Origin of the sequence: Ruegeria profundi (assembly GCF_001507545.1) — a bacterium.
GTDB classification, from domain to species: Bacteria; Pseudomonadota; Alphaproteobacteria; order Rhodobacterales; family Rhodobacteraceae; genus Ruegeria; species Ruegeria profundi.
This window is the reverse complement of the sequence record NZ_LQBP01000002.1, coordinates 504,979-517,958: the sequence shown is the minus strand read 5'-3', so window position 1 is coordinate 517,958 and position 12,980 is coordinate 504,979. Positions and strand designations below refer to the sequence as shown.

The 12,980-nt window shown below is 55.6% G+C and carries 15 protein-coding genes and 1 pseudogene; 5 read left to right on the top strand and 11 right to left on the bottom strand.

Annotated elements, in window-relative coordinates:
• The first annotated feature begins 32 nt into the window (after window positions 1–32).
• Window positions 33–884 carry a helix-turn-helix domain-containing protein gene (locus AVO44_RS05905; protein ID WP_068333906.1) on the top strand — a complete coding sequence of 284 codons (852 nt, stop codon included), beginning with the start codon at window positions 33–35 and terminating at the stop codon, window positions 882–884.
• On the opposite strand, the gene AVO44_RS05900 is transcribed toward AVO44_RS05905, so the two are convergent.
• From AVO44_RS05900 to AVO44_RS05860, 9 genes are all read right to left on the bottom strand, one after another.
• Window positions 881–1,768 (bottom strand): helix-turn-helix transcriptional regulator, encoded by an 888-nt coding sequence (locus AVO44_RS05900; RefSeq protein ID WP_205626525.1) that lies wholly within the window; start codon window positions 1,766–1,768, stop codon window positions 881–883. The genes AVO44_RS05905 and AVO44_RS05900 overlap by 4 nt on opposite strands.
• A gap of 536 nt (window positions 1,769–2,304) precedes the next feature.
• Complete coding sequence (locus tag AVO44_RS05895; protein WP_068333901.1) at window positions 2,305–2,790, bottom strand: acyloxyacyl hydrolase; 486 nt, start codon at window positions 2,788–2,790, stop codon at window positions 2,305–2,307.
• A gap of 389 nt (window positions 2,791–3,179) precedes the next feature.
• On the bottom strand, window positions 3,180–4,142 hold the full coding sequence (locus AVO44_RS05890; protein ID WP_068334079.1) for an MBL fold metallo-hydrolase: 963 nt from the start codon (window positions 4,140–4,142) through the stop codon (window positions 3,180–3,182).
• A gap of 57 nt (window positions 4,143–4,199) precedes the next feature.
• On the bottom strand, window positions 4,200–4,979 hold the full coding sequence (locus AVO44_RS05885; protein ID WP_068333898.1) for an SDR family NAD(P)-dependent oxidoreductase: 780 nt from the start codon (window positions 4,977–4,979) through the stop codon (window positions 4,200–4,202).
• Between the two features lie 14 nt (window positions 4,980–4,993).
• The gene (locus AVO44_RS05880) at window positions 4,994–5,470 is read right to left on the bottom strand and encodes a YHS domain-containing (seleno)protein (RefSeq protein WP_068333895.1); all 477 of its coding nucleotides are present in this window, start codon (window positions 5,468–5,470) and stop codon (window positions 4,994–4,996) included.
• Window positions 5,471–5,497: 27 nt separating this feature from the next.
• Window positions 5,498–6,037 (bottom strand): c-type cytochrome, encoded by a 540-nt coding sequence (locus tag AVO44_RS05875; RefSeq protein ID WP_068333893.1) that lies wholly within the window; start codon window positions 6,035–6,037, stop codon window positions 5,498–5,500.
• The gene (gene soxC / locus AVO44_RS05870) at window positions 6,024–7,295 is read right to left on the bottom strand and encodes a sulfite dehydrogenase (RefSeq protein WP_068333890.1); all 1,272 of its coding nucleotides are present in this window, start codon (window positions 7,293–7,295) and stop codon (window positions 6,024–6,026) included. Before soxC ends, AVO44_RS05875 begins: the two co-directional genes overlap by 14 nt.
• Window positions 7,296–7,405: 110 nt before the next feature.
• The gene (locus AVO44_RS05865) at window positions 7,406–8,251 is read right to left on the bottom strand and encodes a cysteine hydrolase family protein (protein ID WP_082677405.1); all 846 of its coding nucleotides are present in this window, start codon (window positions 8,249–8,251) and stop codon (window positions 7,406–7,408) included.
• A 108-nt stretch (window positions 8,252–8,359) separates the two neighbouring features.
• Window positions 8,360–9,148 carry a helix-turn-helix transcriptional regulator gene (locus AVO44_RS05860; RefSeq protein WP_169794834.1) on the bottom strand — a complete coding sequence of 263 codons (789 nt, stop codon included), beginning with the start codon at window positions 9,146–9,148 and terminating at the stop codon, window positions 8,360–8,362.
• A 762-nt stretch (window positions 9,149–9,910) separates the two neighbouring features.
• On the opposite strand from AVO44_RS05860, the gene AVO44_RS05850 reads away from it, so the two are divergent.
• A complete protein-coding gene (locus AVO44_RS05850) occupies window positions 9,911–10,489 on the top strand; it encodes a helix-turn-helix domain-containing protein (protein ID WP_233421937.1) in 579 nt (192 codons plus the stop codon).
• A gap of 95 nt (window positions 10,490–10,584) precedes the next feature.
• Here AVO44_RS05850 and AVO44_RS21540 read toward each other — a convergent pair.
• Together AVO44_RS21540 and AVO44_RS05845 are read right to left on the bottom strand one after the other, a co-directional pair.
• Window positions 10,585–10,758: pseudogene (locus tag AVO44_RS21540) on the bottom strand (IS6 family transposase); the annotation flags it as partial.
• Window positions 10,759–10,885: 127 nt separating this feature from the next.
• Entirely contained in the window at window positions 10,886–11,194 is a 309-nt protein-coding gene (locus AVO44_RS05845; protein ID WP_068333878.1) for a hypothetical protein, read from the bottom strand.
• Window positions 11,195–11,310: 116 nt separating this feature from the next.
• Between AVO44_RS05845 and AVO44_RS05840 the strand changes: the two genes are divergently transcribed.
• The 3 genes from AVO44_RS05840 (at window position 11,311) to AVO44_RS05830 (ending at window position 12,980) form a co-directional block, all read left to right on the top strand.
• Window positions 11,311–11,508 (top strand): hypothetical protein, encoded by a 198-nt coding sequence (locus tag AVO44_RS05840; protein WP_068333875.1) that lies wholly within the window; start codon window positions 11,311–11,313, stop codon window positions 11,506–11,508.
• Window positions 11,509–11,652: 144 nt separating this feature from the next.
• Window positions 11,653–12,276, top strand: coding sequence for a glutathione S-transferase family protein (locus AVO44_RS05835; protein WP_068333872.1), 624 nt, complete (start codon window positions 11,653–11,655; stop codon window positions 12,274–12,276).
• A gap of 35 nt (window positions 12,277–12,311) precedes the next feature.
• On the top strand, window positions 12,312–12,980 hold the full coding sequence (locus AVO44_RS05830; RefSeq protein WP_068333869.1) for a cupin domain-containing protein: 669 nt from the start codon (window positions 12,312–12,314) through the stop codon (window positions 12,978–12,980).

Genomic DNA, 12,980 nt, shown 5'->3' with positions numbered 1-12,980 from the left:
TGGTTAACTAAACCTTGCCAGGAGAGCCCGACTTGTCGCTTGTTTCATTCGCTGGCCCGCCTGAAATCGCGGCGCAACTGACGGGGTTGAACACTCTGGGCTCATTTGGCGCACAGGCAGCGCGGTTCTGTACGGACCCAGCGGGTTTCGAAGTCACTAATTCACCCAGTCTATTCATTTCTTTGATTAATCGGCCGCGCCGCGCGCGCTATCGCATCGCGGGGTCGGTCTATGACACATTCGATTTTGCAGTCGGGGATATTGTGCTCGTAACAAAAGGTGGCGAATGGTGTGTAGACATTGAAACGACGGCTGAAAGCCTGTGCGTGTTCCTGCCTCAACAGGTATTAGACAACACACTTGTCGCTCGTCCCGGGGTACTTGAATCATTGTCCGAAGCCCCGTTTCGCGCGCCTTTGGTCGAAAGTCTGGTCCGCAGGCTGTGCGATGAAGCTGCCTCAAGCGACCCGATTGGTCCAGACTATGCGGATGTGCTGGTTGGAACACTGACCAACGCGCTGGTTCATTGCGCGCACCCGACCGAGCGGCCAAGCACGCCGACGATAAGCGACAGTGACATGCAACGACTTACGAAGTACGTCGAAACCCACCTTGAGGAAAAAGTGACAACGCTAGACCTTGAGTGCTTTCTTGGAATGGCGAATGCTGAGTTTTCAAAGGCGTTATACAATGTCACCGGACAAACGCCGTACCAGTTCATCATCAGTTGCCGGATTGCTTTCGCCCGCAGAATGATCCTGTCCAGCGACATACCTCTGAGCGAGATCGCGTATCTTTCAGGGTTTTCTTCTCAGGCGCATATGACGGACACCTTCCGGATGAAAGCCAGGGTCACACCATCAAAATTGCGCAACGGCAGTTAACTCTGAACGATTTCGCGCAATGACGCGGGCGTCAATCCGACCTTGTCGCGAAACGTCGTCGTCAGGTGTGACTGAGAGACAAATCCGCAGCGTTCTGCGACTTCTCTAAGAGGCAGCTTCGAGGTCTCGACAAGAAATCGTGCGCGCGCAATGCGACGGGTGAGGATGTATTGGTAAGGTGTTTGGCCGACCGTGTTCTTGAACGCTTGGGAGATGGACGAGTGTTTCAGGCTGGTCAGTCGACTTAAGGCGTCCAGATCTACTTGCTGCGCGCAGGTCGCGTCCACGTAATCATTGATATCCCGCAACACGCTGGCTGATAAACGCATAGGCCTTGCGTTCGCGTCGACGGGCTGCACGTCCCGCTTAACCAGCCGCCAGAGTTCCAAACAGATCGTTTGATACAGTGTTTCCGTGGCAATGGGCGTGGACACTCCGCTTTCGAACAACACGCGATCCAAATCGCGGACCAATTGGCTCAAGAGTATCGACGTTATTGGTCTGAACTCTACGCTTGCGAGCGCGTCTGCGAAGTCGGCTTTTGGATCGCCAAGAACTTTCCGGACGAGGGTAGTTGGCATTTCAAAGACCGTAAAGTCATTGGGCGCAAGCACGCGGCCTTCGCAACGAACGCCTGCGCCACGCACTGTGATCTCACCTGGCAGTGCTTCGTGAAGCGGCCGTTCCTTGCCCTCAACCTCGAGCGCGAGGCGGCCGGGCGAGCCGTGCAAATAGAGAGCAGAGTAGGTGGAAATTACCTGCCGTCCTTCTCCTTTGAGCAAATGGCCGCGAGCGGCAGAGACTCCTAACGATCCGATTTGCGATTTTCCCAATACTGTTGAAGGAAAAGAAGTCTGGCGGATCCCGTCTTCGAGTTTGCTCACAGGCGTACGATCTGTTTGAGCCGTCGGTTGCGTATCAAGCGTTCGGAGTGTTTGTGCTCTCTTGTCTGTCATGGGATTGCTCGTTGAAAACGCTCATCAAGATGTCCGGACGTGGCCCGAACAAAGGAATCAAAGCCCTTGATGGAAAATGACGCTCACCGTTATTCACCGCGACGCCGCTCACCTCCAAGAACCACCTTTGCTACTTTTTTGACATTCAGTTCAGGCCACGTCTTGCAACTTTCAGTTTTTGTTTTTCGGATTTTGAACGCTTTGACTTCAGCAAAAAGTTTCCACAGGTGTACGGGATTTTGAAACCGAGGCGTAGCTACGCAATGGCCATGGCAGCAAGGCCTGACTTCTGGACTGTTTAGGCGGGCGGAAACAGTGATTGCAGTGAATTGAATAGTTTAATCGGTCCTAGCGAAAACTAGTGAGCGCCTACGGCGATGCATCGAAAGAGCACGTGATCATGTCGGTGAATCCTTTGGGTATTTTGCGTTCGGTTAGCAACTCTGCTTCACAGAGTTTCTGAATTAGAATGCCTTGTGGAAGCGTAAAAAAATGGCATTGGCGCCAGGATTTTCGTCGTTTGTACTTGCGTTCGATAGGTGGGCGAGCGCCAGAGATACTTTGTTGCCGCTAGCCAACGAATACCCGACACCTACAAGGCTACGTATCTGGAAGTCGCCACCAAGATCGTTCGCCTCATCGCCGAATGCATAAAAGCCCGGCATTACGCTGCCTTCCAAGAACCATCTGTCGGCGATCTCATATGTGCCAACCAAACCAGCGCCTATGTAGAAATCGCCTGTGGTATCCACCAAAATGGAGATACCCCAGGCAAAGGCAATCTGATGGATTTCATAGAATGGGCGATGCTGGTATTCTAAAGAGAATGCGGCACGATCTTTTGCGCCTCCACTAGAGAAATCGGCAAAACCCGCCCCAAAAACCAATGATTGAGCTTGCGCAATCTGAGCGGTTGCAATGAAAGCGATTGTCGTGAGAAGAGTTTTCATGGCTGAGATTCCCTGGAACTGGACAAGGTGATCCTCAAGGAAAGTCAGAGCTACCTAAAACTGAGAGCCTGACGACGAGCCAACCTCGCCGGGCCGTCAATTATGGTCGCCAGAAGCGCGGCACATCAGAGCGTCGCACCTGCAAGGTGGTCGGCCTTGCGCGCAGTTCCATGCAATACCAAGCCGCAGAGAAGAAAGAAGATGCTCTTCGACTGGATGGAAGACGCCTACTGAGCTGTTCCGTGAGAAGATGATGGAAGAGATGGGCAAACGCCCCTACCCTCAAAAGGAAGAGGAGACTCGGTTCAAGTATCGCTCACAGAACAACGATGATCTTGCGCGTATTGGCAGATTGGTCGCTGCGCCTGGAAGCAATGCTTAGAGAGGCGTCATGCGTCAAAGTCCCATTCCGCTGGGAGCCACGCATAGCTGTCGCCATCGCGAACTATCCTCCCTAGCCCCGGAAACGGCATATGGGTCGCAGCAAGCAATCCGCCTTCTTCAGCGGCTTGTGGGATAAAAGATCGCCGCATGCGCATTGCCGCGTCAGCGTTGGGTTCAAACGCGACGCCCACATCCAACCGCACCGGGTGAATGACCGGGTTAAAAAGCATGTCGCCGACAATTGTCAGGCTATCGCCCGCATCCGCGATGCGCCAACCGATATGGCCGGGTGTGTGACCGGTCAGATCGACGGAAGAGAGGCCTTTCAAAATCTCGCGTTCCCCGTCGATCTGTTGCAGGCTTTTGTAGGCTGCGACAACCTTTGCGGAGGTCCGGAAGCTGACTTTGCGAAAGTCTGGTGCTGCGTTTTCTTCCGCCGGATCCGTAAAGAAACTTACGTCGCGCCGGTCGATATACAGCTCAGCATTCGGAAAGCGAGCACGATCGCCGTCCAGCAGGCCGCCGATATGGTCGAAGTGCATATGGGTGATCGCTACCGCGTCGATTTCCTCTGGCGCGATACCAATTGCAGCCATGGCTCCGGGCAAGCGCCCAGTTGTCTCGGCAAAGACGCCAGGGCCAGCGTCGATCAGTACTTTGCGATCTCCGTCATCCACAATCCAGGTCGAGAGCGACAAGCGCATACCACCATGGGCGCGGTGGGCATGACCGGCGCGCGCCATAGCCTCGAGATCGGCACCTTCAATTCCGACCCAAGTGCTGTAAGGCACATCGAGATAGCCGTCGGTCAGCACCGTCACGGTAAAGCGTCCGACTTTGCGGCGCGCGACTGGGGGTGGTGCGACAGCCGTCGCGGCGCGCACAGGCGCTACAAAGACTCCGGTTGCGATCAACGCAGGTGCGGCGAGAGACGCAGCGACAAGCGTACGGCGAGACATCTTGGGCATGGGAAGCTCCATTTTGTAGGTAAAGAGGCCCCGAGTAACCTCCGGGCCAGTATGGGTTCAATTTCGACCGGCCATAACACCACCATCGACATTGTGGATCGCGCCTGTGGTCCAGCAGGCTTTGTCAGACAGCAGGAACGTCACATGATTGGCTATGTCCGAAGGTCGGCCCACACGCCCAATGGGATGGAAGCTGTCAAAGCCATCCGTGAGGGTCTGTTCGACCTTGTCTGGTTCAATGAACGCACCGTAAATTGGCGTGACCACAACGGCTGGAGCAACTGCGTTCACGCGGATACCCTTTTCGCCCAACTCCATCGCAAGGTGCTGCGTCATGGCGTGCATACCAGCCTTTGCAATCGAATATGCGGAGGACGGAGTCGCCTTGATCGCCTGGTGCGCCCACATAGACCCGATATTGACGATGGATCCCCCGCCATGCCGTTCCATGTTCAGCGTGACGGCCTGGGTGAGAAAGAACATGGCGCGATTGAGCTCCATGTAGAAATCCCAATCGTTCTGGTCATGCTCCAGGTAAGGTTTCGGCTTGAAGACTCCGGCGGCATTGACGAGTTGGTCGATATGTTCCGACATCTGATTGATGCGCTGGCCGAGATCCGTGACCTGCGTGCGGTCCATTAGATCGCACGCCACGATTTGCGCACGTTCCAGGGCATCCGCGCCAAGCTGGTCCGTGATTGTCTTCCGAGCGGTTCCCATGGAACTGTCCTCGCGTCCCACGACCATCACGCGGCGATCCTCGGAAAGAAGCTGCAACGCGGTCTCAAGGCCCATGCCTGAGGTGCCACCAATGATAAGACTGATCTTGTTTTCCATCTTTCGGTCCTTTCTTAGAGATCAAGCGCCGGGGTGGAACGGATTTGAGGCCATGTTGCCTCTGCTTTGGCAATTGTGCCGTCCGGGTCCTGGAGGTAGGTTTGAAACACTGCTTCGTTCACGAAAACGTAAAGCTTGCCGTTACGAACATCAGCATAGCGTGGATCGCCGTCGAACTTTTTGCCGAGCCCAACCGCGAGCGTGCAAAAGCCTCCAAACTGAGGCAGGTGCGCTTCCGGGTTAGCTGTGAATGCGGCGGCGGCTTCGGCTGTCGCAAAATAGTAGGACACGCCGTCATGGACGGCTGTGTGATCTGAGACACCTTGGGTCAAGGTGCCTTGCAGAAGGGCAACCGGGTCCGTCCCGTGAAAACCCAGCGGCAAGCCAGCATAGGTGACGCCTGAAGAGGAATTGTATTCGTCTGCTGCAAGGGCAGGCAAGGCGAGCATGGCAGTGAGGGCTGTAAGACTGGCGGCTCTTTTCAGGGTCATGGAGGAGATCCTTTCGCTAAGTTCAGGTCAGTTGTCGGAGGGGTATGCCGCGACGAAGCCGGCTGCGTTCGGCATGGTAACAGCACGCAAGCTTTGGGCATCAAGGCGCGCGTCTTCGGGCAGGATGCCGTTCAGATGCAGCAGGTAGGCAGTCACTGCATAGACCTCAGAGTCTTTCAGGCTGCCGGGCGCGTAGAAGGGCATGGCGCGGCGGATGTAGTCGAAGGCAGTGGTCGCATGTGGCCAGAAGCTGCCCAAAGTCTTAGTCGGCGCGTCCGAAGTCAATGATCCGAAACCGCCAACCAGCCTGTCCGCTGGGCCTTCTGTACCTGTCGCGCCGTGGCAGAAAGCGCATTGTGCAGCGTATAGCTCAGCCCCATCTGCGACGCTTCCGCTACCTTCAGGCAAGCCCGCGCCGGAGGGTGGGATACTGATATCCCAAGCAGCGATTTCGCTTTCCGATATCAGACGACCGGGCACGTCCGCCTCGGCTTTGTTGCTCAAGATTGCGAGCGTGATCGACGTCGCAAGAACTGTTAGGCGCGTGTTATCGTCAAAGGTAAACATTTTGCACCTCTCCTGTGGCCGCGACCGACCACACTTGAATGGCATTCTGGTGATAAAGCTGTTCGGGGGCCCAGGGTGCGTACCACTCCATACGCGTGGGTTGGACAGCACCCATCTCATCGGTGGCGCGGCTCATCAGCAGCGCTGGCTCACCAGACCAATCCCAAGGCAGGCGGAAGCGTGTCAGCATCTTGGGCCGTGCGTCACCATCAAGCAGCGCATCGGCCCATGATGTCCCTCCGTCGGCCGAAACCTGCACTCGAACGATGCGACCTGCCCCACTCCAGGCAAGACCGGAGATTTGATAGAGCCCCGGACGCGTCGGGGCGATACCCGGCGATGGGCGCGTGATGACCGATTTCACCCCCATCTCGAAGATGAATTGCTGCGCGCGCCCATCCTTCTGCGATAGCGAATATTTCGAAGTCTCGTCTTTGGTCTGCGTTGGTCCATCCACAAGCTTGATACGGCGTAGCCACTTCGTCTGCATCGAGCCCTGCCAGCCCGGCAGCACCAGTCGCATCGGGTAGCCCTGCTCGGGCCTGAGCCGCTCACCGTTTTGGTAAAGCGCGACCATCGCATCGCCATCTATGATCTTGCTCAAGGGAATCGAGCGGCTTTGCTTGGCCGCATCCGCGCCTTCTGCCAATATCCAGGTGGCACGCGGATCGATGCCCACCAGATCCAGCAGATCCGCCAAACGCACGCCTGTCCACTCCGCGGCGCCGATCAGGCCATGGATCTCTCCGGCACTACGCTGTTGCGGCTCGGCTAAGGAATTGAACAGGCTGTTGCCCGCGCATTCCAGAAACACTGTCTGAGTGATGAGCGGCATCCCAACCAGATCCTCGGACGTAAAGACACGGGGCTGTCGTACCAGACCGTGAATGACGAGCTCGTGCCGGGTCGGGTCGATCTCGGGAATGCCGGAATGGTGGCGTTCAAAGAATAGACCGTTCGGTGTAATCGTGCCTTCGAGGTGTTCCAGCGGCGTGAAGGACACACCCGCCCCGTCACCAGTGCCCTCGGGGTAGAGCCCCAACACAGGTCGCTGCACATGCGCTTCAAAAGGCGAGGGTTGGCCGTAACCGCTCATGGGCAGGCCGGGCACCTCGGACCATTCAGGCACCGCCAGCGGCGCAGCCAAGCTTTTTCCGGCAGCAGCGACACCTCCGAACGCCGCAACGCCCAGCAAAGTGCGGCGGTGAAGCAAACCACCCCCTGCAACCTTTTCACTGACATTTACATATCGTTGCATTTGAAAGCTCCTTTAGGCGGGCCTTCCCCAGCGACCAAGATGTGGGGACAGGCGTTTCCGGGGAAGGCCCTGAGCAAAGCTGGGGCAAAGCTTTGCTCTGGTTCAAAAAATCAAACGCTGGCCATCATCTTTTCGACCGCGTCATCGGTCCACCAAACACCGTTGGCGACCATTCGAAAATTGATCAGCGCAGCGAGGTAACCATCGCCTTCCGGCACCTTGGCTCCTGCTGTTGCGTCACGCACAACGGCAACCTCGTAGCCAAGTTCCAGAAGCTCATAGAGATGTGCCTGAACACACAGGTTCGAGGACATGCCCGCTAGGATCACTTTGTCGATGCCTCGCTTACGCATCTGCAAATTCAAATCGTTTTGCGCGGGCGAGTGGACCTTATGCGGCGAGCATACGACCGTTTTGCCGTCTTCGATGTATGGTTTGTACTGCGGCATCCAATCCGCGCCCGAACCATCGAAGCCCGTCAGGTCAAGCGGGCCAGGCCGGTCGAACATGCCAATGGAGTGCATGGTCTTTTCCAGCGTACCTTCGAAATTCCACTGATGGTCATGCGGATAGTAGTAATGCGGTGAGACGAAGGTCTGCATCCCAATCTCTTTCGCCGCTTTAAAGAGCCGCTCTATATTATCGACTGTGCCTTGTTCCGTGACGCTTTCGCCTACAACACCCCATGTCACGCCGTCTTCCGACAGGAAGTCCACCTGCGGGTCGACGACTAGTAGGCCTGTACGGGAAAGATCAATTTCCATGTCTACCGAGGGAAGACCCGGGTTTTCCGGGTCCGCATAAAGTGCCTTCGCTTCTGGCGTCGCTGCAGTTCCAACGCCGGCGCTAAGGCCAACCGCTCCTGCTGCGGTTGCTCCTGCCAGAAGGCGGCGGCGCATCGTGTCCACGTCGTCTACACTGTGGCAGCCGCACACTTTGCGTATACTCTGTGTCATAGTTGTTCCTCTCGTTAAGGTCTGAGAGGAAGTTACCAATGCGACGTCGCTAGCTATTTCAAATTCTGAAAAAAGGTTTGCAAATTCTCGCGCGCGATCGATCGTGACCTAGCAGGCCGCCCGCCGGATCGCGGCTGGTGTGACACCGAGCTTTTGCGAGAACACAGTCGTCATGTGGCTCTGCGATGAAAACCCGCAACGATATGCGATCTCCGCGAGCGAAAGATCTCGCTGTACAATCAGGCCCCGTGCTTCCTGCAGACGGATCTGCAAAATTAATTGGTAAGGTGTCAGGCCTTTGGCCTTTTTGAGCGAAGCCGTAAATTCGGCCGCAGGCAATCCGGCTTTGTGCGCCAAGTCTGTTATTGTCATGCGTTCTTCCAGATGCGTGCGGACATATCGTTCCACACTGTCCCAAGTTTTGTCGGACAACGCATAACGAACAGTCCGAGATGCGGGTGTTTCGCGATGCGCAAGCGTGAAGAGTTCCGCCACGAGCGCGCGCAAAATTTCGTCGCCCACAAATGTCCCATGGGGTGAGGCATTCACCACGTCCCCACGCAAACGTTCCAACAAAGACAGTGACACGGATGAGCGAAAAGGCACCCCGACCAGCTGGTCAAAGGCGTTGTCCAAGTCCAGAACTCTTTCACCAAGCGTGCAGCGCACTATGTCTTGTGGCACGAACAGACCCAGGCTTCTCGTCTCTGTCATCATCTCGAAGTTGAAGTCGACGCCGACGGGCTGCACAAGAGCCTCACCAGCGCCGAATTCCTCGCGGTCGATCAGGCGCCCGCCCATTCGGTAGCGAGCCCGCCGCCCGCTCAGAAAGGTGCAGATGTACAGTGTTCGGTGCGGGTCTACAGTGACCGACCGGCGGGAGGTAGCGAGTTCCACCATTTCCGCCCCATGCGAACCGACCGCGCCAAATGACGCGAGATCCGGCAGCATATTCGCCGGACCGGCAAAGCAGGCTTGATCAGAACAATACACATGCGCCTCCAGTGTTTGGGCAGATGGTCAAAAGCTTAAGTCCAAAGCAGCGAAAGTCGACAGTAGGTACCGAGTAAATCTGCAATGTGAGCGGAATTTGAAAAACTCTGATTGGAATGCGCAAGACTCTGAACGCCAGTGCCCTATCATCAATGACAAATGAAACCGTAGTTCCCGCATGAAGAAGTGAGAAGAAAATTGATTTAAGCGCCCGCACTCAGCTTGGGTCAAGAAGTTTTGGATGCTGATTAGAGCAATACTCGCTGAATGCGAATAAAGTAGGTAGATTGGGGTATGAGCCACGGGAGAAAGACAGTATCAGAAGGGACGATGCCACTTAGCGCGAATGTAATTCCCGCATTGTTTGTTGGGGAGATGAATTCGTGCGACGAAAAAGAGGCACCAGATCTGTTCAAGCGCGTTCAGCTACACTCCGCAGAGTTCAGCTTCGTCCGGCTGACCGTTCAACCTGATGACTATCGTGGAACTTCGATCCCCGCCTGGAGTATTGGCCGTGTCTTGAAGTCTTATGACAGTTCTGTCTGAAAATTCGGCGATGCCAGGCTTGAAACGCGCACCGTGCATGCCGGTGAGGTTGCAGTTGTGCCACCGAATACCTCGTTTCGGTCGCTCGCGACCTCAGCGTCGGAGTTTGAATACGTGGTCTTGACACAGGCTCGTTTCGATCAAGCGCTGCAAGCACAGCATGCTGATCGCAAATCTGACGTGTATCGCGGAAAACCGATTTTTGAGGCATTGGCGTCGTCAGCCTTGCTGGCGACTCTTTTTTCCACGTTAAACGAACCAGATGCTTTTGATGCTCACCATGCTGACAACTATGTCAACGCAATAGTCTCCGACATCTTGCGAAGTAAATCTCCAATTCTTTCTAGTACGCTTGCAAAAGTCGGGAAGCTCCCCCGGCATGACATAAAACTGATATCCGAATTTGTGGATGCCAATTTAGACAAACCGCTTACCAATGAGCGGCTGGCGGGCCTCCTCAACATGCCCGAAGCCGCGTTTGCCCGCCAATTCAAAGCGACCACAACCCTGGCGCCTTACCAATTCATCTTGAAACGCCGTGTCGAACACGCTCGACACTTACTTATCACAACCAAATGGCCAATCGCGCAAATCGCGTTTGAATGCGGCTTTTCTTCACAAAGCCATTTTACAACCACGTTCAAAGCACGTGTCGGTACAACGCCCAATGCGCTACGACAAACCGTTGCTGCGCATTGAAAGAAGAAGTATGCGCTACGACCACCTCTGACCGACTCCGTTGCAAAGTTTGCGGTTGTCCGAAAACCCGCTTTTGCGCCGATGGATTCGGCCGTCAGTTCTTCGAGCCGTCGAAAAGGAGAGAGTGCGAGCGTGAACTGACCTTTGCGGATCATGTGCGCAACTTCGATACCTGAAAGAGTTGCAGATGGTAATGCAAAGGACTTGAAGCCAAGGATCAGGCGGGTTTGTCGTAAGAAGAACCCGTGATCTTGTTCTACGAAGTTATTCGTGCACCCGGTAGCTTTAACACGCGTCGGGCTCTCTGGGTTTATGACATCGCCGGATGACAAGACGCTCGTGATCCGGTCCACGCCCCTCCCAGAGGAGCTGAAGCGTGTCCGCTTCGATGTGGGGTCAAAAATCAGTGTCGTAGGCGTTCAATATGAAACACAACGACGCAACCGCCACAATGCAACGGTCAAAGTTGCTCGTGATGATGCGCTTTTCCTGCATGTGGATCAGAGTTATGGACACTGTCCGAAATACATCCAAGTCAGAGAACGCATCAGCGGTGGCCCCGCAGCCCGGGCAAAGACGCAGTAATTGCCAGCCCTGGACTCCGTCGCCGCGGCTCAGATCCGACGCGCAGACTCCCTTTTTATCGCGTCGCGTTCCGGGTTTTTTTCCGATGACCCGCGCACGGGCGTTGATATCAATCACCATGGGGGGCGCCTGGCTTTGTGAGAGTTCAAGACGCATACACGATCGAGTTTTCGAACTAAAAGGGAAACAACTTCTTCAATACTCTGGGAAATATCGCGCAGGATGGTCGCGTCGACGTGCAATTCACGGATTTTGAAACCGGCGACCTCCTGAACATACGCGGGCACGCCGCGCTGCATGATCTGCCCAAATATCAGGAGGAGTACACTGGAAATCTTGTGTCCATCCACGTGGAAGAGGTATCGCGAACTGCGGCCGCATTTCCGCATCGCTATAACCTGGTGAGCTTCTCGGATCGCAACCCACCGATCTGATTGAGATTTTGGCGTGATCTCCCTTGGCGCGACCTCCGCTCACGCATCTGTGATCAAAAATCTTTCGCCAAGACTTGCAAAATACTTACCTATCGATAGATAGTTGTTCATAAGACACTGAAGAGAGCCAGAAAGGAAAACCAAATGAAGATCTACGATGTCGAAGGCTTCCCAAACCCGGCACGTGTGCGCATCGCACTTGCTGAAAAAGGCGTTCAGGACAAGGTCGAGTTCATTCCGGTTGATGTGATGGGCGGAGAGCACCGCACCGAAGCATTCCGCCAAAAGAACCCGGACGCCGTGGTGCCCTGCTTGGAGCTTGAAGACGGCTCACATATTTCACAGTGCAACGCGATCACCGAATACATCGATGGCACCTATTCGGATGGTCCGACCCTAACGGGCGAAACACCGAAAGAGCGGGCCCATATCAGCATGATGAACTTGCGCGCTGAGAACGGCTTGTTGAATGCGGTGAGCAACTATTTCCACCACGCAACCGAAGGCCTCGGCCCGGATCTTGAGGTGTACCAGAACGAAGACTGGGGCCTGAAACAGAAAGAAGTCGCAACCAAAACAATGGCGTATCTCGACGAGGTGCTCGGCGAGAATGCCTATGTTGCTGGCGACACGTTCTCGATGGCCGACATCACAGTCTTTGCGGGCCTCGCTTTTGCGGATTTTGCCAAGATCGACATCCCGGCCAACCTGACCAACCTGACAGCCTGGCGAGAGAAGGTCAGCTCGCGGCCCAGCATCGCCGCCTAAGACCGATAGCCACTCAAGCCAAAAGGAATAACTAAATGGAACTGAACGCAGATTTTTCCCAACGTGTTGTTGTCCACTCTGATACGCTTGAGTGGCAGGCCTCCCCCATGCCGGGCGTAGACCGCCGCATGCTTGACCGCATCGGCGGTGAGGTTGCCCGCGCAACCACGATCGTCCGCTATGCCCCCGACAGCAAGTTCTCCGCCCATACCCACACTGGTGGCGAAGAATTCATCGTGCTGGACGGTGTATTTCAGGACGAGCACGGCGACTTCCCCGAAGGCACATACGTGCGTAACCCACCGACCACGGCGCACACGCCCGGGTCCGAGCCGGGCACGACGATCTTTGTCAAGCTCTGGCAATTCGACATGGATGACCGGACCCAGTTCCGGAAAAACATGGCGGATGAACTCGCGGCACCAGTCAACGGTGTGGCGACCGCAGTATTGCATAAAGATGATCGTGAAACTGTGACGTACCATCATATCGATGCCGGTGCGACGTTTGAACTGGCAGCGGAAGGTGGCATCGAGGCACTCATGATCGGCGGTGAGATGACCGAAAGCGGCGATGCGCTGCGCAAGGGCTCTTGGCTACGAATCCCCGAAGGCGGGGCTCTGAACGCTGTCGCGGGGCCAAATGGGGCCAAGGTCTGGGTCAAAACCGGTCACTTGCCCTATGCCAAGCCGCCGGTGGTCTGA

Coding starts and splice junctions, on each gene's coding strand:
- AVO44_RS05895 (WP_068333901.1), bottom strand. CDS start 2,790: ATGAAAACTCTTCTCACGACAATCGCTTTCATTGCAACCGCTCAGATT.
- AVO44_RS05890 (WP_068334079.1), bottom strand. CDS start 4,142: ATGCCCAAGATGTCTCGCCGTACGCTTGTCGCTGCGTCTCTCGCCGCA.
- AVO44_RS05885 (WP_068333898.1), bottom strand. CDS start 4,979: ATGGAAAACAAGATCAGTCTTATCATTGGTGGCACCTCAGGCATGGGC.
- AVO44_RS05880 (WP_068333895.1), bottom strand. CDS start 5,470: ATGACCCTGAAAAGAGCCGCCAGTCTTACAGCCCTCACTGCCATGCTC.
- AVO44_RS05875 (WP_068333893.1), bottom strand. CDS start 6,037: ATGTTTACCTTTGACGATAACACGCGCCTAACAGTTCTTGCGACGTCG.
- soxC (WP_068333890.1), bottom strand. CDS start 7,295: ATGCAACGATATGTAAATGTCAGTGAAAAGGTTGCAGGGGGTGGTTTG.
- AVO44_RS05865 (WP_082677405.1), bottom strand. CDS start 8,251: ATGACACAGAGTATACGCAAAGTGTGCGGCTGCCACAGTGTAGACGAC.
- AVO44_RS05845 (WP_068333878.1), bottom strand. CDS start 11,194: ATGGTGATTGATATCAACGCCCGTGCGCGGGTCATCGGAAAAAAACCC.
- AVO44_RS05835 (WP_068333872.1), top strand. CDS start 11,653: ATGAAGATCTACGATGTCGAAGGCTTCCCAAACCCGGCACGTGTGCGC.
- AVO44_RS05830 (WP_068333869.1), top strand. CDS start 12,312: ATGGAACTGAACGCAGATTTTTCCCAACGTGTTGTTGTCCACTCTGAT.